General features: G+C 42.8%; 14 protein-coding genes. 3 read left to right on the top strand and 11 right to left on the bottom strand.

What is annotated here, in order from left to right; translation table 11 throughout:
- Window positions 1-58 precede the first annotated feature (58 nt).
- Window positions 59-217 (top strand): ribbon-helix-helix domain-containing protein, encoded by a 159-nt coding sequence (locus CB4_RS22025; RefSeq protein ID WP_096466161.1) that lies wholly within the window; start codon window positions 59-61, stop codon window positions 215-217.
- Between the two features lie 540 nt (window positions 218-757).
- On the opposite strand, the gene CB4_RS12705 is transcribed toward CB4_RS22025, so the two are convergent.
- The 5 genes from CB4_RS12705 to CB4_RS12685 all read right to left on the bottom strand — a co-directional run bounded on the left by CB4_RS12705 (window position 758) and on the right by CB4_RS12685 (window position 8,402).
- Window positions 758-2,671 (bottom strand): ABC-F family ATP-binding cassette domain-containing protein, encoded by a 1,914-nt coding sequence (locus CB4_RS12705; protein ID WP_096466160.1) that lies wholly within the window; start codon window positions 2,669-2,671, stop codon window positions 758-760.
- 101 nt (window positions 2,672-2,772) lie between these two features.
- Complete coding sequence (locus CB4_RS12700; RefSeq protein ID WP_096466159.1) at window positions 2,773-3,663, bottom strand: hypothetical protein; 891 nt, start codon at window positions 3,661-3,663, stop codon at window positions 2,773-2,775.
- 143 nt (window positions 3,664-3,806) lie between these two features.
- Window positions 3,807-6,269 carry a PocR ligand-binding domain-containing protein gene (locus tag CB4_RS12695; protein ID WP_172890874.1) on the bottom strand — a complete coding sequence of 821 codons (2,463 nt, stop codon included), beginning with the start codon at window positions 6,267-6,269 and terminating at the stop codon, window positions 3,807-3,809.
- 168 nt (window positions 6,270-6,437) lie between these two features.
- Entirely contained in the window at window positions 6,438-6,887 is a 450-nt protein-coding gene (locus CB4_RS12690) for a hypothetical protein (protein ID WP_096466157.1), read from the bottom strand.
- A 12-nt stretch (window positions 6,888-6,899) separates the two neighbouring features.
- Complete coding sequence (locus CB4_RS12685) at window positions 6,900-8,402, bottom strand: FTR1 family iron permease (protein ID WP_096466156.1); 1,503 nt, start codon at window positions 8,400-8,402, stop codon at window positions 6,900-6,902.
- Window positions 8,403-8,862: 460 nt separating this feature from the next.
- Here CB4_RS12685 and CB4_RS12680 point away from each other — a divergent pair, with 460 nt between their 5' ends.
- Window positions 8,863-10,674, top strand: coding sequence for a multicopper oxidase domain-containing protein (locus CB4_RS12680; protein WP_096466155.1), 1,812 nt, complete (start codon window positions 8,863-8,865; stop codon window positions 10,672-10,674).
- A 220-nt stretch (window positions 10,675-10,894) separates the two neighbouring features.
- Here CB4_RS12680 and CB4_RS12675 read toward each other — a convergent pair whose 3' ends face one another.
- From CB4_RS12675 to CB4_RS12660, 4 genes are all read right to left on the bottom strand, one after another.
- Window positions 10,895-13,003 carry a heavy metal translocating P-type ATPase gene (locus CB4_RS12675; protein ID WP_096466154.1) on the bottom strand — a complete coding sequence of 703 codons (2,109 nt, stop codon included), beginning with the start codon at window positions 13,001-13,003 and terminating at the stop codon, window positions 10,895-10,897.
- Window positions 13,003-13,374: an ArsR/SmtB family transcription factor gene (locus tag CB4_RS12670; RefSeq protein WP_096466153.1), complete on the bottom strand. Its 372-nt coding sequence runs from the start codon at window positions 13,372-13,374 to the stop codon at window positions 13,003-13,005. The genes CB4_RS12675 and CB4_RS12670 overlap by 1 nt, the downstream gene beginning before the upstream one ends.
- A 333-nt stretch (window positions 13,375-13,707) precedes the next feature.
- The gene (locus CB4_RS12665; protein ID WP_231955995.1) at window positions 13,708-14,685 is read right to left on the bottom strand and encodes a DMT family transporter; all 978 of its coding nucleotides are present in this window, start codon (window positions 14,683-14,685) and stop codon (window positions 13,708-13,710) included.
- Between the two features lie 10 nt (window positions 14,686-14,695).
- A complete protein-coding gene (locus CB4_RS12660) occupies window positions 14,696-15,355 on the bottom strand; it encodes a GntR family transcriptional regulator (protein ID WP_096467733.1) in 660 nt (219 codons plus the stop codon).
- A gap of 167 nt (window positions 15,356-15,522) precedes the next feature.
- On the opposite strand from CB4_RS12660, the gene CB4_RS12655 reads away from it, so the two are divergent.
- Window positions 15,523-16,491: an MBL fold metallo-hydrolase gene (locus CB4_RS12655; protein ID WP_096466152.1), complete on the top strand. Its 969-nt coding sequence runs from the start codon at window positions 15,523-15,525 to the stop codon at window positions 16,489-16,491.
- Window positions 16,492-16,611: 120 nt separating this feature from the next.
- Here CB4_RS12655 and CB4_RS12650 read toward each other — a convergent pair whose 3' ends face one another.
- Together CB4_RS12650 and CB4_RS12645 are read right to left on the bottom strand one after the other, a co-directional pair.
- Window positions 16,612-17,733, bottom strand: a complete 1,122-nt coding sequence (locus CB4_RS12650; protein WP_096466151.1) for a Ger(x)C family spore germination protein — start codon at window positions 17,731-17,733, stop codon at window positions 16,612-16,614.
- 15 nt (window positions 17,734-17,748) lie between these two features.
- A complete protein-coding gene (locus tag CB4_RS12645) occupies window positions 17,749-18,843 on the bottom strand; it encodes a GerAB/ArcD/ProY family transporter (protein ID WP_096466150.1) in 1,095 nt (364 codons plus the stop codon).
- Between the last annotated feature and the right edge of the window lies 1 nt (window position 18,844).

Below are 18,844 nucleotides of genomic sequence, written 5' to 3'. Positions count from 1 at the left end.
TTGATACCAACTTGTGAGCGTTGAATTTAGATGTTAGTATAAGTTTGAGGTGATACGAATGGGGAAAATATCTGATCTGAACACCAGAACAAACATTACCATCCCAAAAGAATTAAAAGTCCAACTTGAACAAATCGCGAAAGATCAAAACAGAAGTTTTAACAACTTAGTTATTACGATTCTCAAAGACTTCGCATCCAGCACTCATGCTAAATGAGTGTTTTTTTGTGCATATGCAACTTTTTATAAGTTTTATGCGTGTTCACATCCGTTCGCTAGACCGATGCAGTTCTCTTATGAACTTCTGCATGTCACCATACAGCGCAGACTATATCATCACCGAATCGGTGTCCTCCACTTCCACTACCCATCGCTTGTAGTGTACGGCTTTCGCCTAGTCGTTGAACATTCCTCTATTCGAGGCTTCGCTGCTGATTACCCATTGTACCAGTGTTTAGGATTTAACCATGCACCATCCCATTCATTTTTTCTACTTTCGTAACCATCACGCTTATGCTTGTTTCATCATTACGTTGTGGTTGAATTGGCTTTAGGGACTTCCAGCAATTCAAAGGATTTTGGATGGAATGTATCCATCACTCTACGCTCTTTACGAACGTAGGAGGCTGTCAATTGAGTTACAAGTTATAAAATAGTGATACATATTTATATATTTTTATAACCTATTTGTAACTGTTCGTTACCTCTTTTTATGTAGCTACTACTCTATATGCCTATAACGTTCGACAAAAAATGATTAGTTTCCTTTTTTCGCCGCTTCAATTTCTTCGAGCAAGGTATTCAGTTCACTCCAGCGTTCGACTTTGGCTTCGAGTTCCGCATCCACCTGCTGCTTCTCTTCCGTCAGCTGCTGGAGAAGGCCGTAGTCACTGCCGGTTTTGTTGATTTCTTGCTCCAGCTCAGCACTGCGGGTTTCGAAGCGAGAGATCTCGTCATCAATCGTTTCGAGTTCGCGCTGTTCGGTATAAGACAGGCGGCGCGGCTTGTCTTTTTTCGGTGCGGGTTCTGCTGCTGCCTTTGCCTGTGCAGCAGAACGGGTTCTCTCGTCTTCTTCCTGTTTGCGAATCGCGAGATAGTCGGTGTAGTTGCCGACATACGAACGAATGCGACCGCTCCCTTCAAAAGCAAACAGGCGATCCACGACGCGGTCGAGGAAGTAGCGGTCGTGAGAGACGGTAACGACGACGCCCGGAAATGTCTCAAGATAATCTTCCAGAATGGACAGCGTGTGAATATCTAGATCATTCGTCGGCTCATCAAGCAGAAGCACATTTGGTTCACCCATCAGTACGCGCAGCAAATACAGGCGCCGCTTCTCTCCACCAGATAGGCGGCCAAGCGGTGTGCCATGCATGCTCATTGGAAATAGGAAGCGCTCAAGCATTTGTCCGGCTGATAGCGTATGCCCATCGGTTAGGTGAACGACATGCCCGGCTTCTTTTACATAGTCAATCATGCGCATCGATTCGTTCATCTCGGTGTTTTCCTGGCCGTAGTAGCCGATGCGGACCGTTGTGCCGAGCGCTATCTCTCCTTCCGTTGGCATCAGCTCGCCTGTAATGAGCTTCAGAAGGGTAGACTTCCCGCTTCCATTCGGGCCGACAATGCCAAGTCGATCCCCAGGAACCGCGATGTAGCTCAGATCGCGGATCAGAGTTCGATTATCAAAGTTCATCGAGATATGGTCAAGCTCGATGATTTTTTTGCCGAGCCGCTGCGTTTTCAGTGCAATGTCGAGTGTTTGTACGGCTTCGAGTGGTTTGTCGTCCTGTAATTTTTCGATTCGATCAATGCGTGCCTTCTGTTTCGTTGTCCGCGCTTTTGCACCCCGGCGTAGCCAGGCAATCTCGCGGCGCAGAATGTTCTGGCGCGTTGCTTCGGATGCGGCTTCCCGTTCTTCGCGGTCGGCTTTTTTCTCGAGGAAATAGCTATAGCTGCCTTCATATGTATGCAGGCGACCATGATCGAGCTCGATGATCCGGTTTACGACGCGATCAAGGAAGTAACGATCATGGGTAATGAGCAGAAGCGCGCCTTTGAAGCGTGACAAGTAGCCTTCCAGCCATTCCACGGTTTCGTTATCAATGTGGTTTGTCGGCTCATCAAGAATAAGCAGGTCGGCTGGATTGATAAGAGCTCGCGCCATCGCGACTCGTTTACGTTGACCACCGGATAAATGACTGACACAAGCAATTGTATCGGTAATGCCAAGCTTGCCGAGAATGGTTTTGGCGTTTGTTTCGATATCCCAGGCGCCATTGGCATCCATTTTCTCATTGAGAACAGCGAGCTTCTCCTGCAGCTTCGTATCGTCCGGTTGAGCAGCGATCTGCTGGAGCGTTTCTTCGTACTGTTTGATAAGCTGCATGACGGGCGTATCGGCTGCGAAGATATGGTCGAGTACAGTATCACTCTCGTTAAAGTCCGGATTTTGCGGCAGGAATTCAATTCGTACGTCCTGTCCTTTCATGATCGTGCCTGTATCTGACGGAACAAGTCCAGCGATGACTTTGAGAAGTGTGGATTTTCCTGTTCCGTTTACGCCGATCAGGCCGATGCGCTCCCCTTCCTGAACGCCGAGCGATACGTTTTCAAATAATGTTTTGATGCCGTATGATTTTGAGATGTTTTCAATAGAAAGCAAGTTCATGTGACAATTCCGTCTCCTTCTTTTGTAAGTCTGCTACCGAATAGTGTAGCACAAAACAGCGGGATATGGGCGATGTCACAGTTTGTCGCTGGGCACTTTGGCTACAGCGATATAATAGGAGAATACGTGTCAATGGTTACATTTGTGGCAAAACGCTTTAGACCAACAGTCAAACGGCCCTCGTCTTTTATGGTGAGACCGGTCATATGGACGAAACTCGGGACGAATTCATCCGGATACACCGCCACATTTTCTTTGAACAACTGAATGCGGTCCCAGTCGGTAAGCGGTATAACCTGCTCATCCTCACTTCGTTCTACATACTCGGTTGCCTGCTGTACAAGTGGCGCTTTTGATGGGTCTTTCAGTACTTGATATGGATTAGAGAAAATCGTAGTACGGAATACACCTCCATCCCGGAAGCGGCGCAAGATGCGGTCTACCGCCCGCTCCGCTTTGTTTCCGAAGTTTCCTGGCACGATCGCGTAATCTGCTTTGAGATGTTCAATGTGCTGAACCCCAAGCAGAAGTGAATAAATGTCGGAGCAGATCACAAAGAAAGCGGTATGCTCCTGTCCGTTAATATCAAGCGTCACCCGGTTCAAATGCGTGTAATCGCCTACATTCATCGCCGGAAATTTTTCTTCGAATTGAACGCGCTCAAACGACTGCGGTGTAATCTTCGCCTGTGGTGTATATACGTCCCCGTGTCGATTTACAATCGTTAGCACATTATAATTACGCCCTGGTTCAGCGTGCGGAAGGTTATCCGGTACAAGGTTTAACGTTGTCATTACATTGATTTTTCTTGTTCGGCATACATCTACTAGATACTCAAGTGCAAGTAGGGAGTTATCACGGGTGTAAGCTAGATACTCGGGAAGTACAACAATAGCTCCTTCTTCTACGGAAGAAAGTTGTTCGGCTACATTAGCCAGTGCGATTTTCTCGCTAGCAAGCGGATACGATAAAATGTGCCATGGGTGAGACATACATAATCCTCCTCTGTCATACAGTTATATTTATGAGCGAACGCTCAGTCGACTATGGTACTATTCGATAGGCTGAACAAAATTCCTCTTTTTTGACAGCTAGAGGTGCGGACGAATTGCTTCCTAACTTTTGATATGTACGATTATTGTATATACTGCCTTGCCCCAACTAACTCAATGGGCAATAGGATGGTTACTGTAGTCCCCTTGTTGAGTTCACTATGAATGAAAAAGCTTCCTTCATGTCTTTCGATAATTTTGTAGCTCACCATAAGACCCAGTCCTGTTCCTTTTTCTTTTGTGCTATAGAAAGGTTCCCCGAGTCTCGGAATTCGCTCTTGAGGAATGCCGCACCCTTCATCTATGATACGGATCTGGACTTGTTCATAATCATATTTTTCAACAAAAATGAAAATGTTCCCTCCGTGAGGCATTGCTTCAATCGCATTTTGCAGCGTATTAATAAAAACCTGCTTTAATTGATTTTCATCACATGTGATTGGGGAAAGCTCCTGATCAATCTTCAATGTGATCTGAATACTGTTCAAGATTGCTTTCGTATTCATCAGATCAACAACTTGCTGCAAGAACGCTCCAAGATCCTTCTTTTGAACATTCATCACCTCAGGTTTGGCCAGCGTCAAAAATTCGCTAATAATCAGTTCGATTCGCTCGACCTCAGATTCCATCAGTGTTAAATAATTTTCATACTCAGTAAATCCATTTTTTAATAACTGGGTAAATCCTTTTAATACAGTCAGTGGATTGCGTACCTCATGTGCAACTCCGGCAGCCAATTGTCCTACAGCCGCCAGTCTGTCTGATTTCCGCAGCAATTCTTCAGTCCTTCTACGGTCCGTACTATCAATTCCTGTCCCAATAACATATTTGATTTGCCCCTCGCTGTCTAAGAGAATGGAATTTGACCAGCTGATTAAGCGATGTCTTCCATCTTTCGTTCTCCACATATTCTCTTTGTGTAGGTCTACTTTTTCAATGCTAAGGTCTTGAAAGAGCTCCCGAACTGTCTGTACATCTTCCGGGAGCAGCAACTGTTCCCACACAAAGGTCCCTTGCACCTCATGAAATGAATAACCCGATAATTTCTCGCAGGCACAGTTAAAGTGAACGATCCTTCCATGGCGATCCATCGCGAGCACCAGAGTATCAACTGTATCAAGAATCGTGTTGATAAAATTACGCTCTTCTAACAATGCTTGTTCTACTCGTTTGCGGTCCGTAATAGTACGGACGATCACCATAAGCTGACTTTCGAGAAGCGGCAAAAACCTGGCTTCAAAATAGTGCATTTCCTGCTTCATAGGCAATGAATATTCAACACAAGCGAGTGAGTTCGTCTCAATCGCGTAATCACTTGCTTGCTGCAATTGAAATCCTGTTTCGGACGGTAGTATATCTCGGAATTTTTTTCCTATGAATTCTTCCGGGGATACATAAAAATCATTTGGGTCTCTAGCCTGCGAATGAATAATGGTTCCATCTTTATCAAGCCGGAAGTACAGGTCAGGCAGGGCCTGGAAAATAGCTTTCAGTTCTGAAGCTGTTTTCCGCAACTGTCTCTCTGTTTGCTTCCGCTGTGTGATGTCTACACCGATTGCCCAAAAGCCCCATCCAGGAACCGGAAAGCGTCCCGAGATACTAAACCATGAGATGGTTTTCTCTGTTCCATCTTTACACGTTAACGTCTTCTCCCAATCTCGAAAATCGTTCCCTTGCTCCATCCATTCTGTATTCACATGGTGAAAATATGTTTCATCCGGATATAGCCATGTAAGAGCATTAGGATTTCCGATCATTTCTTCTTGGCTGTATCCGGTCACCAGTTCACATTCCCGATTCCATACAGCGATGTTTCCTTGTTCATCATAGGCCTTCATCATGACAGGCATGTTTTGCAGCATCAGGCGCAGTCGCTCTTCACTGTCCCGTAACTTTATTTCCGTCTGTTTCCGCTTTTGAATATCTTTCTGAAGCTCCTGGTTCGCTTCCGCCAGTTCTTTCGTTCGTTGCTTGACCAATGAGTCCAGATGCTGGTTAGTCTTTCTCAATGATTCTTCTGCTTGTCGCTGTTTCAAATGGGTAAGACCCATGTCGGCAAGCATCTCCGCCAGATGGACAAAATATTTCATACAAGCATCGACTTCTTTCGGAGAAATGATCGGCACTTCTGAAAGCGCATTCAAATAATTTTCTTCACTAAATCCGAATTCCCGAGCCTGTCTACGAAAGTAATTGATATCCGGTTCTTCATAGAAAAACTGACCAAGTATTAACGTTGCCAGATGCTCTCCCTCAATTATGATTGGTATGAAAGATTCGACCAACCCGTTCTGGCATATATAAGAACCGTATTCCTGGCTTAGATGAAGACGTTCTTGGATCGACAGATCACTTTCCTTGCATCTCTGTCCAGAATGAGGATGGGCTCGGTGAAACTTGATACAAATATCCTGCCATCCGATCGCAGACAAAATGTTCCCTTCTGGATCGATAAGGCCATGTGAAATGTTTGTCAGGTGATAAAAATGTTTCATCAGTTTTTGCAGTTTCGTAATATCGACAAGATCTGAAAATTTGTATTTCACCTTTTTCCCCTCCCTCAACATTATTTCCTCAGGAACCATGCTTTCTCCTGTAGCCCAGACAATATTTTGCGAGGTACTAAAAACCCCCTAACCAAATTGGCAGGGGGAACGGTTACCCTTTTTGTCTCCAAAAAGGCACCTACTAACTTTTATTAAATTTATCGCTGTTTATTTCGTTTTTTCAACATCAGTTAGAACAGCATCTAATTCATCAATGGACTTGCTAAGAACTGTTTTGTCCAGTTTTTGAGCTTTTGCCCCGCCCTGGATAATGCCGAGTGGCTTTTCTACTTTTTCGTAAAGATCAGGATGTTTTTCCTTTATTCCATCTTCGAATTTGCTCCACGATTCTTCTAGCTTGTCGGCGCCTTCTTTTACTTTAGCTGCATGATCAGCATGTACCTGCGTCTTCATATCCGCAAGTGTTTGCTTCATTGCTTTTGCTCCTTCACTAGGAGAGGAAGCTGCCGGTTCAGTATGAGAGCTTGTGGTAGTGGCTGCTTGAGAAGAAGAAGTTGCCGGTTGGGTGTCTGCTTTCTTTGCTTCTTGTGTACCGCAAGCGGTTAATGTAAGAGATGCTGCGAATACGGCTGGTACAATTACTTTGAACATTTTCATGTTTAATTCCCCCTATGATGCTTTGTTTGTTTGTAATTTTTGATTTATCTTACGATCCTTGCGCTTGTTCCAAATGACAACGGCAATGGCTGCTGTAAGCAGAACCGCCTGTGGAATGACACTCTCCCACGTAGGATAGATGGCAAAAGATTCAATCGAAGGAAGTCCGCTAGCCTGCGTGGCGGGCAATAAGCCTGCCAGCTGTAGACCGTGAATGCCCATTCCCAGGAACTTAAAGCACAAATAGAACACCAGAATACTTGAAACGATAAAAAATGGGCGCATCGGAATTTTTAAGCCTACCTTAAGAATTAAGTAAGAAAGAATCACAAGGCTGAGTAATCCTATGCCAATCCCGGTTACCAAACTTGTTAAACTAATGGAGGAAGCCATTCCAATATAAAAGAGAACAGTTTCCGTTCCTTCCCGAAATACAGCCAGGAAGGACAAAACAGCAAGGGACACAAGGCTTCCTGTAGCAAGTGCTTTTGTGCTTTGGTCTCGGATGTATTCCTGCCATTGAGCAGTACTTGATTTGCTGTGAAGCCAGTAGCTCATATAAAGGAGCATGACAGCAGCAAACAATCCGGTCCAGCCTGCTATTAAGAAGTTGTTATTACCAAACGTTCCGGCTGAAAACAGCATTTGAACGATAATACCCAGGATGATACTGACAGCAAAGCCAGCACCTACTCCGTAAAAAATCCACTTCTTCTTATCTTCATGTCCTGCTTTTTTCAAGAAGCCAAGCAGGGCTACTACAACAAGCAGACCTTCCAATCCTTCGCGTAGGAGGATCGTAACGGCATCAACCATGGTATAGCTTGTTTTCGCCCCAAGTGGTGCAAGATAATCTCGCATATTTTGAAGTGTTTTTTCAGCTTCTGCTTTTTTCGGAGGATTCGATGACAACAGTGCATAGGATGTCACCATATCTTTCTCGGCATCTGCGTACACTTTAGAGGACTGTGTCAATACAATTCCTTCCACATCCAGCCACATGGAGCGAACTTTCTCGACATCCCCTTTTGCGCCTTGAATGTCATTCTGCTTAATCTTACCAATGGTCTGGTCAATCAAGGAAACAAGTCCTGCTATATTTCCTTGATCAGCTTTCGGTGCTTTATCCGTAGATGATTCTTTCGGAAACTGACCCGTGATAAACTTTTCATTTACCTGCTCAAGCTGTTTCAGGTTTGTTAGCAGAGTATTTTTATCGACAGGCTGTTGAGCAAACGTAAATTGTACTTGCCCCATCGCATCTTCAATATCACGATATGCCTGCATGGACTGCTTTTTAATCCCATCTTCTACAGAAAGCCATGTAGAAGAGAAATTATCCATTTTCTCCTGTGCTGCTTTTATATTTCCGCTCTGCACAGATTGGATCGCCTGTTCGACAAGCTGATTTTCTTTCTTCATGTCGTCCACTGCACTGTCAGCAAAAATAATAGAAGGCAACATGAGCGTTACGAGCAGCAGAGTAACCAGGCCAGCTCCTATTCTTCTTTTCATTCTTCTCCCTCACCATCTATGTATTTTTCTAAGCCTCGCACTTTTACCTAATTAACAATCTTGGGAAATTGATAATCATTATCGGATTATTTCTGTAGTTATTTTAAACGACCCATATCATTCGGTCAATAATAATTTTCATTATTATCTTTTCTTTATCTGACTTAGATGGCCTAGTGACAGGGTAGCTTCTAGTCCGCAGGATTATTCCCTATTCCAGAAGGTATTTAGTCTTGTTGTTCAAGAAAAACTGATCCACCTCTTTGTCCACCTATTTCGAATGTATTAAAATCTTGGATTCCATAAGCTTAGGGTTAGAAATATATCCCTCATATCCCTTGTGTGGGGTCATTTCTTTGTATGCCTTTGCTTGGTGATTTTACCATTGACAAAATGAGCGCAAGCATTTAGAATCAGCCATGTTAATAATAACGATTCTCAATATCTTATGAGGTGAAATATGGACCATTCGACTTTACTTATCCTAGGCATCATTGCTGGTGGTACGATTTACATTGGATTGCCCTTTGGGCGACTACGTAACGCAAATCAGGCTCTGCGTGCATCTCTAAGTATGATGGCTGCTGGTGTGCTATTGTATTTGTTAATTGAGATCATGGGGAGTGCGATGGGGCAGACGTCGGCCGCTATTCAAAGTGCCGTGTCTGGTTCTGGATCGCTAGATACAGCTACCTTATTCGTGATTCTGCTGATTTCCGGTTTTTTTATTGGGATTATCGGACTTGTCATGATTGAGCAGAAATGGATGAAAAATTCGCAAGGAACCAATGAAAAGCAGCTTTCTTACATGATTGCGACGGGGATTGGATTTCATAACCTTAGTGAAGGATTAGCCATTGGACAATCGGCTGCACAAGGTAAAATAGGATTAGCCATAGGATTAGTCGTGGGATTTGCTCTTCATAACGCTACAGAAGGGTTTGGTATTGTTGGCCCTTCGATGAATAGTGGCAAGCAGGTACCATGGAAATCTATTCTTCTTCTCGGTTTAATCGGCGGCGGACCTACATTTGTGGGAACTCTGCTAGGTAGCCTATGGACATCTACCGCAGTTTCTATTTTTGTCCTCTCCATTGCGGGTGGGACACTAGTCTATGTTCTCAAAGAGCTATTCGCTAGTGTTCGAAGAGAGACAGCTCAAAACTTGATTATGACGGCACTAGTATTAGGTTTTGGGATTGGTTGGGGCACGGAAGTCACTACGACGCTTGCTCAAGGTGGCGGTCAAAGCAGCGATTCCCAAGCAGGTTCCGTTCGTGAGGCAGATGGGGATATCATATCTTCGGCTGCAGCACCAACGATCAAAATATCGAAGCAAGAGTCGCAATCGCAGGTTCAAATGGCCAATAACACTACACTAGAAAAAGGGTTGAAACCTAAAATTCTTTCCGATGGGACCAAACAGTTTACACTCACGGCTTCCGAGTTCCCTTGGGAACTATATCCCGGAACAGTTGTGAACGCATGGGGGTATAACCACCAAGTCCCTGGCTCGTTAATTCGGGTGAAAGTTGGTGACAAAGTTTCGATTGTCTTGAAAAATCAACTTCCTCAACCTACTACGCTTCATCTGCATGGTTTAGCGGTGCCCAACTCTGTGGATGGTGTTCCAACGATGAAGATGAATATGGATGGCATGGATATGAAGATGGGTACGCAAGAAGCAGTAGAGAAAGGCGGAAGCTTTGTCTATACCTTTACAGTCACGCCGCAGATGATCGGAACGCATTTTTATCACTCGCATGTGAATGATGACTACCAAATGGACAAAGGATTGCATGGTTTACTGATTGTAGACTCCAATCAACCTTCCAAGACCCACTACGATGTAGATGCGATTTATGAAATGGAGAGTTGGAAAGTTGGGGGTAGCGAATCAGAGAACGTGTTTACGTTGAATGGAAAAGCGTTTCCTGAAGCTCCTATGTTAAACGTTAAAAAAGGACAAAAAGTCCTGATTCGACTTGTCAACGCGAGCGCAGAAGAAAATCATGTGATGCATCTCCATGGTTATACGTTCCAAATTGTTGCTCGTGATGGAAACGCGTTGGCTCAACCAGAATCAGCAAACACGGTGATGCTAGGTCCTTCGCAAACAGCCGATATTGCGTTCACTGCGGATAATCCGGGACAATGGATGTTCCACTGTCACATCATGGATCACACCATTAATCCTGGTCCGAACGGTGATGGATCAGACAAACATATGGCTGATATGGGTGGGCTCTCAACGTTCATTAACGTGAAGTAATAGATTTTCTAATAAACTTCTATCATGGGATACAGTCACATGCCTATCAAGTTAAGGCGAATGGTTACCCCCAAACCCGAAAAACAGGTATGCCTGAGCTACGAAAACACACACTACTATAATTTCTAGAATTAGAAAGCCGACTTTCCCTACACTAAGGAAAAGTCGGCTTTCTATGCTACTCTACAGGGTCTACATTGCCACTACGATGAAAGCAAATCTATTCTCTAACCCGTAATAGTCGCAACCCATTTAACGTCACAATAAGTGTAGCTCCCATGTCTGCAAAGATGGCAATCCATAGTGTTAGCCACCCTGGAACCACGAGAAGGAGTGCAACAAGCTTAATCGCTAAGGAGAATGTAATGTTTTGTTTAATAATCTGTAACGTTTTTCGGCTCAATTTAATCGTGAAAGGAAGTTTCCCTAAATCATCACCCATAAGAGCAATATCAGCCGTTTCTAAAGCTGTATCTGTCCCGGCACCTCCCATAGCAATCCCTACAGTCGCCGTAGCAAGCGCAGGAGCGTCATTGACTCCATCACCGACCATCCCTACATGTTGATTGGATGACTTGAGCTGCTTAATAGCTTCTAGTTTTTCTTGCGGTAACAGCTCACCTTTTACATCCGTGATCCCTAATTTTTCTCCGATTGCATGAGCCGTAGCTTTATTGTCACCGGTTAACATGATGGTTTTCTTAATACCCATCGAATGAAGTTTTTGAATGGCATTCTTGCTACTTTCTCGAACTTCATCAGCTACAGCAATCAGGGTCATCGCTTGTTCATTTGTACCAAGAACCATCACTGTTTTACCTTCATGCTGAAGTCTTTCAATTTGTGATTGAATATCCTTCATTCGGTCAACTGACAAAAGTTCTTCGAATAAGCGAGGACTACCGATGTAATATTCGTTGCCGATTACGGTTGCTTTTACCCCTTTACCTGTAATAGAGGAAAAGCCATCTACATCGTGTAAAGAAAGCTTTTCCTCTTCTGCTTTTCGTACAATAGCAGAGGCTAGAGGATGCTGAGATCCTTTTTCCAAGGATGCTGCAATCGCTAAGCCTTCATTTGGTGATTGACTTTGCAAAGCAATCAGATCGGTTACGACAGGAATACCACGAGTCAATGTACCTGTTTTATCAAAAGCAATCACAGACAATGAGCCAGCTTCCTCTAAATGGATGCCTCCTTTAATTAACACACCGTTACGAGCTGCATTCCCAATAGCTGTAACAATAGCAACTGGCGTAGAGACGACAAGCGCACATGGGCAACCGACAACTAGAGTGGCCAATCCTTCATATATCCATTTGCTCCATTCACCCCCAAAGAAAAGGGGAGGTATAACAGCAACACCTAAAGCAAGTGCCATAATAGCCGGTGTATAGTATTTAGCAAATCGTTCTACAAACGCCTGAGATGGCGCACGCTCTGCTTGCGCTTCTTCTACAAGATGAATGATTTTTGCAATGGTAGTATCTTCAACCGTTTTTGTTACTTTAACTTCAAGTAATCCCTCTTCATTAAGGGTACCAGCGAATACTTCGTCTCCAACCGATTTTGTTACAGGAATCGATTCTCCAGTGATAGCGGCCTGATTAAGAGATGATGTACCTTTAATAACTTCACCGTCCATGGCCAGTTTTTGTCCTGGCTTTACAATCATGATATCTCCAATTTGAATGTCATCAACAGGAATCTGAATTTCCTCTCCATTCCTACGAACAGTTGCTTCTTTTGGTGCAATGTCCATCAGAGAGCTAATCGATTGACGTGCCTTTTCCATGGAGTATCTTTCTAGTGCTTCACTAATCGCAAATAAGAATACAACCATCGCACCTTCTTCCCACTGACCGATAATGGCTGCGCCAAGAATCGCTATGGTCATAAGAGTGTTCATATCAAAGCGTAAAGCAACAAGATTTTTAAATCCTTTTACAAAAAGAGAGAATCCTCCAATGAGAATAGAAACAGCATATAGTGAAACGGGGAGTCCATGGTTCTCGCCGTATTGCTTACTGATAAGCCAGGCGACTACCAATAATACAGCCGAAATTACAGCGCGGACATTCGTTTGGTTTTTCCAAAAAGACTCTTTTTTAGCAACGATCCGTTGTTTTTCAGGAAATAGTCGCAGATTCTCGAATGCACCGGCTTTTTCCAACTCTTCAAGAGTCGCTTCGCCTTCAACAGAAACCTTGGCAGCACCAAAGTTTACTTTTGCATCTTTTACGCCAGGTAATGCTTTTACATTTTGCTCAAAGAGTGCCGCGCAGTTCGTGCAGGTAAATCCCTGCACCCGATAAACACTTTTTTCCATTACAAAGTAATCTCCTTTCGTTGAGCGAAAGCAAGCGTAATTAATTGTTTAAGATGTTCATCATGCAATGAATAAAACACTAGCTTCCCTTCTTTACGATAGGTAGCTAATCCCATATTTCGAAGCAACCGAAGATGATGGGAAGCTGTGGCTGTTGAAGAACCGATAATGTTGGAAACGTCACAAACACATAGCTCTTCTTCTTGGCATAATGCATACGCGACTTTTAGCCTTGTATCATCAGCTAATGCCTTAAATACTTTGACGATATCTAACGTTTCATGTTCCTCTATCTGTTGTTTTACGCGGTTCACTTTCTCTTCATCAAAACAATAAACTTCACAGCTATCCTCTTTTCTTACCTTCTCCATTTTTCCACCTCACTCAAACACTAAAATGTTTGTTTGAATGTTATTATATACTTTGTGTTGTTAACAATCAAATGTTCGTTTGATTGTTATAATGTACAGAAACTCTCCATTTTTTGATTCCTCAAAAAGACCGTTTTAGGGAGTTTGCTGATTAGAAGTAGAACGGGTATTCAGTAACCTATCATTGTTTTAATAAAATCAAGGAGCAGCTACCACTGGTAAGCTGCTCCTTGGTTCGTTCAACTACCGTACCTGCCCGTTAGCGTACGATTTTTCCTTTTCGTGACGTGACCTCTTGAATGTCAACGTGGTTCGTAACTACATAATTGCAACTTACATTTTCATGTTGGAGCTTGTGGCTGGTAAGCTAGGAACGTATTTATGCGAAACGTAACTATGAAAAATCATTCCAACAATTACAATGCCGATCCCTCCCCACGATAGTGGAGATGGAATCGCAGTTGATAAAAATAGCAATTCTCCTAATAATGCAAAAATTACCTCCATGGATTGAGTTGCTTCCACGGAAGCGAGCTTCTGCATGTTTCCTCTCACCATATCGGTTGCCGTAAAAAACAAAACGGTGGCGATTACTCCTGAAAACACAGCAACCAGGGCTGATTGAACCACTTGTTCTTGACTTGGCATGCCGACAGTGTAAATCCCATACAGCGAAAGAAAAAACCAGAATGGCAAACTGGCCAAGGTCATCCCTAATACACGTTGATAAGCATCTAAACGCTCTCCGCATATGTCCATCATTTTACGATTCCCCAATGGATACGCAAATGAAGCAATTAATACAGCTAGTATACCTACTAGTAAATCTTGTAGAGGGATATCGGTTGCCTGCTCCATCTGCATTAAAATAATGCCTACTAGAATGGGCAGTGACATCAGTACACTCATAAAAGGTATTTTCCCTCTTACTTTTACCAATCCGGTCGCTGTCTCGATCGTTCTTGAAAAAAGTGGAGCAAGTAAAGAGCCGGAAATAATCGTAATCTGCCACGTTCCGGCAATGAGCCAGCCCGGCGAATAAGCAGCAGCAAAGCATAAAGGCGCATAAAATAATCCAAAGCCTACAAAACTCCATACCATCCACATTCCTATTTGTTTTCTCATGGCTGTTAAGAGGGGCTGAAGATTTTTTCTCGCTATCACAATGAGTAATAGAAAAGGAACCATAAAGATATAACGTAACGAAGCACTCCATATCCAGCTTCCACCTGACAATTCCATTGTCCGATTAAGAATGAATGTAAAAGCAAAGAAGAACGCAGCACAAATCCCTAGAAAGATCGGTTTCAATAGCCTCACCTCAATCCGTTTGTAGAGTCAGTAATTCTCCAAGACTCAACCAGTTGTTTTCGATAAGGCGGGCAGCTAATTCGCAATCCTTATTTTTACAGGCGGTTATAATCTGTTGGTGTTGTTCTACTGACTTCAAACCTTTTATAGAAGTAAATTGCGAGATTTCTAGACGTTGAATTTTAGGGACAACGCGTTCTAAAGCATGTATGATTTCAGGATTTCCCGCTACATCTAAAAAAACATTATGAAAAGCTTCATCTGCTTCAATTGCCTTTATAATGTCCTTTTTTTCAATTGAAAGCTGTAACGTTTTCGTACTAAACTCCAACTCTTCCATATCAGAATGCTCGAGTAACGGAACGGCTAAGCGGGTAGCTAGCGCGTGCAGAACGGCTACAACGGTAACGGCATGTCTCGCCTCCTCTAATTTTAATGGCGCTACCCGAGTCGCTGATCCTGGAATGGATTCGACAAGCCCTTCATCTTCTAATCGCTTCAGAGCTTCTCTAACAGGAGTACGACTAATGCCGAATTGTTCAGCTAACTCCTTGTCATGTAAACGTTGTTCTGGCTGTAATTGTAAGGTAATAATAGCTTGTTTTAAGTTTTGGTATACCTCATCTCGAAAGGATAATCGTTTAATTGGTTTTATTATGTTATTTTTCATAAAACCAATATATCGCATTTTGGTTTTATACTCAACTGCACCGGGTAGCGTACTAACACTTTTTACAAAAAAGCTGATTTATTTACACTATTCTGTTAATTGTTTATAATATAGTTGACTGACCGTTCACTCATAATTGTTTATTTATTGATTTTAAGGAGGTATTTATGCAAAAATCCCGTATCATTTTCTTTGAGAGAAAATTTCCAAGTGCAAACATGATTCTTATTCAGGATCAGCTCCCGATCCTGATTGATACCGGTTTTGGGAGTGATGCGAAAGATACAGAGCAATTAATTAAAGAAGTAGGCACTTCACCAGAGGAATTACACCTTATTGTGAACACGCATTATCATAGTGACCATGTAGGAGGCAATTTTCATCTTCAAAAAAATTATGGTGTTATGATTGCTGCTCATAAATGGGAAGCCGATTTAATTAATGCTTGTGACCCCGAAGCTTGTAGTGCAGAGTGGTTAGATCAGCCTGTAGAACCTTACCGAGTCGATATGAGTCTCTCAGATAACGATGAGATAATTACAGGAAGCCGAACCTTAAAGGTCTTGCACACACCGGGACATACGTTAGGCCATATATCTTTATATGAACCTGATGAGGAGATATTAATTTGCGGAGATCTCTTTTACAAAAATGATATCGGATGGATCAATATCTTTCGGGAGGGCGTTGCATCCCTTCAACGATCGATAGAAAGTTTAGATCGGCTATCAGCGCTCCCGATTAAACAGGCTTACGCAGGACATGGTCCTCAAATGGCGAATCCTCTGGCTGCGATTGATGCAGCAAGGGAACGGTTTGAAAAGTGGCTTAGAACACCAGAAAAAATTTCATGGCATGCCTGTAAAAGGATTTTTGCATACGCATTAATCATTAAAAACGGTTTGGCAAAAGAAGAAATCAATAACTACTTATTAAAGTGTGGTTGGTTCCAAGATTTTGCCCGCTACTCTTTCCAGCTTCAGCCGGAAGAATTTGTTCATATCCTACTCGATGAAATGGTTCGTTCCAGAGCAGCAAGATGGCACGATAATCATTTAATCGCAACCACCCCATACCAAGTACCACCAAAGGAATGGATGAATAAAAATATAAAGCCGAAAGATTGGAGAACCTAAGATCGTCTCACTTAACTAAAAAAGGGAATTCCCTCTCCTGATCAAGTCTGTACAGTCTCATGACAAGACCGTACAGACTTGATTAATTTGCACATCTTTTACGGTTCGAGAGTCTTCAAGCTACAAATGTAAGAAATTATGTTCAATTTTGCTTTTAACCACAATTTGAAATGGGATGTCAGGATAAATTTTGTACCAATCCTTTTTGAGTTCTTTCCACTGCTTGGGATACTTTCGATGAACCATTTCCTTAATTCCGATTAGATCAACCTTATTTTTTTTCGTATAAGAAATAAACGCTTCCATCTGCTTGCTTAACAATGCGTTTAACTGATTCTCCCATTTTTCAATTTGTTCGGGGCTGATCTGCATCTCTTTTTGTACTTCCGTCACGTCAAACTTGGCGTTCAGTTCGATCGTGACTGACGGCATGCCATTTTGCAGTAGCGTCATAACGTTCGCAGAATTACGCACGTTTTCAAAAGATACATACCTGGATTTTTTCCCTAGAGGAAGAATTTCTACTGTCTCTTTCCCTTCATTGATCGCTCGAAGATACGACTTGGTTTTTTCTGCATCCATGTAAGCAATCTGTTTGTCTTTAGCAAAGACATACATGCCCCCCACGCGCAGGTTTAATTTTTGTGTTTGAGGATTCTTGTACACATGCAGCGAAGGTATGGCCAAATCATTGTAATCATTGGTCAGCGTCTGAAATACCTGCATCAAAGTGACTTTTTTCGTACTTGCCTCACTATTTTGAGCCTTCAGCAGGCCATTAAGCCCGGAAGAGGTTAGAGATTCTTGCGGAAAGGTGACTTTAAATATGTCACTTGCGTTGCCATCCATAATAAATATATTGGTCAAGTTTCGGAATTGACGTAAACGTGTGAGGATATCAAAATGTTTCTTTAATCCGCTCTTTGCCATTTCCTTGCTGAACACAATACTGCTAACGTGCCCCCAAAACAGTGTTCTCGTCGTTTTATTACTCATCTTCCTGGCAACTTCAAAAATACTTTTCCCGGTTTCCGTCAGATAAATAGGCTTTGCGCTAAGTCCGGTGGGTGTCTGACCCTTTGAAGCCACGCCAGATATTTCAATCGTGATACGGATGTTGTCCTTACCTTCTTTATCAATCGCTACAGTTTGAATGACGGCTACTTCATTCAACTCCTCCCTGCCCCAACAACCGGTTAGCATCGGTACGAAACAAATCAATAAAACGATCTGCTTATACATGATTCTCTCCTCGCTTCACAATGGTTTGCCCCCGAGCTTACGGACAAGTATGGCAACAACGAGTACTGCGGAAGGAAGGTACAATTGAAACGTTTGAAAATACCACGGAGCATCATTGTAGACGTTCACTAGCTGTACCAAGCTAGATACTTTGAATTTCGCATGAACCAGCATACAGAGAGCGACCGGCAGAATGATCCAACCGCGTTTTTTAATGCGGAGCACCTCTGAAAGACCATATACGCTAGCCATGAAATAGCTGGAGAACTTGATAAAAGCTCCAAGCATCCAAATCGTGACGACAAAAATATCGATCCGATCCAACAGCTTGGCAATATTGATATTTCGAATCAACGTTAAGGTTGGATACGTAAACATACTGGATGTTTTGGCTCCCAACGTCATAATCGAAACGAATACGACTGTGCATAAAAGAATCGTAGATAAAAGCATTCCCGCAAGCACGTACATAGGCGTATGTTTTGTTTTCCGGACGTAGTTGAAAAACATGCAGACAACAAAAGCGTCTCCAAAAAAAGACGTCGGCATTTCCCAATATGTAAACGGCTTCCAAACCCCATTCTCCAAAACGGGCCGTAAATATTCAAGATGGTATTGATTCACTAGAAGCAGGCAAAGCAGCAAATACGCAAAAAAAATGAGGAAAAAAGCAACTTCGTTTACCCGTGCAAGTACTTCCACTCCATGGAAAACGATATGTGCCGACAAAACAATGGCAACAATCAAATATACAGAAATGGGGGTTGTCGGTTCTATTGTAATAAGAAAAAAATCAGCAAACTCGCGCATCGTCCATGTACATAAATCAATAAAATAAAAAATAAAAGCAAAGTTTACAATTCCTCCAACAAAACGCCCAAGTACAAGGCGATTAACTTGAAGTAAATTTTTCCCGGGATAAAGTTTTTCCAAAATAACAAACAGCATCATGTTTATCGTCCCGAAAATACCGGAAATCAATATAAGAAACCAGCCATCTCTGTCGACCATACTCGTAACTACCTGTGGAACATACAGAATAGTCGTGGCAAAGGATACAACGGCGAATAGCGCCATGAACTGACGATTGGAAATGATCTCTTTTTGCATG

The sequence above is a fragment of the Aneurinibacillus soli genome (assembly GCF_002355375.1).
Taxonomy (GTDB): domain Bacteria; phylum Bacillota; class Bacilli; order Aneurinibacillales; family Aneurinibacillaceae; genus Aneurinibacillus; species Aneurinibacillus soli.
This window is presented reverse-complemented; position numbering and strand designations above follow the sequence as displayed.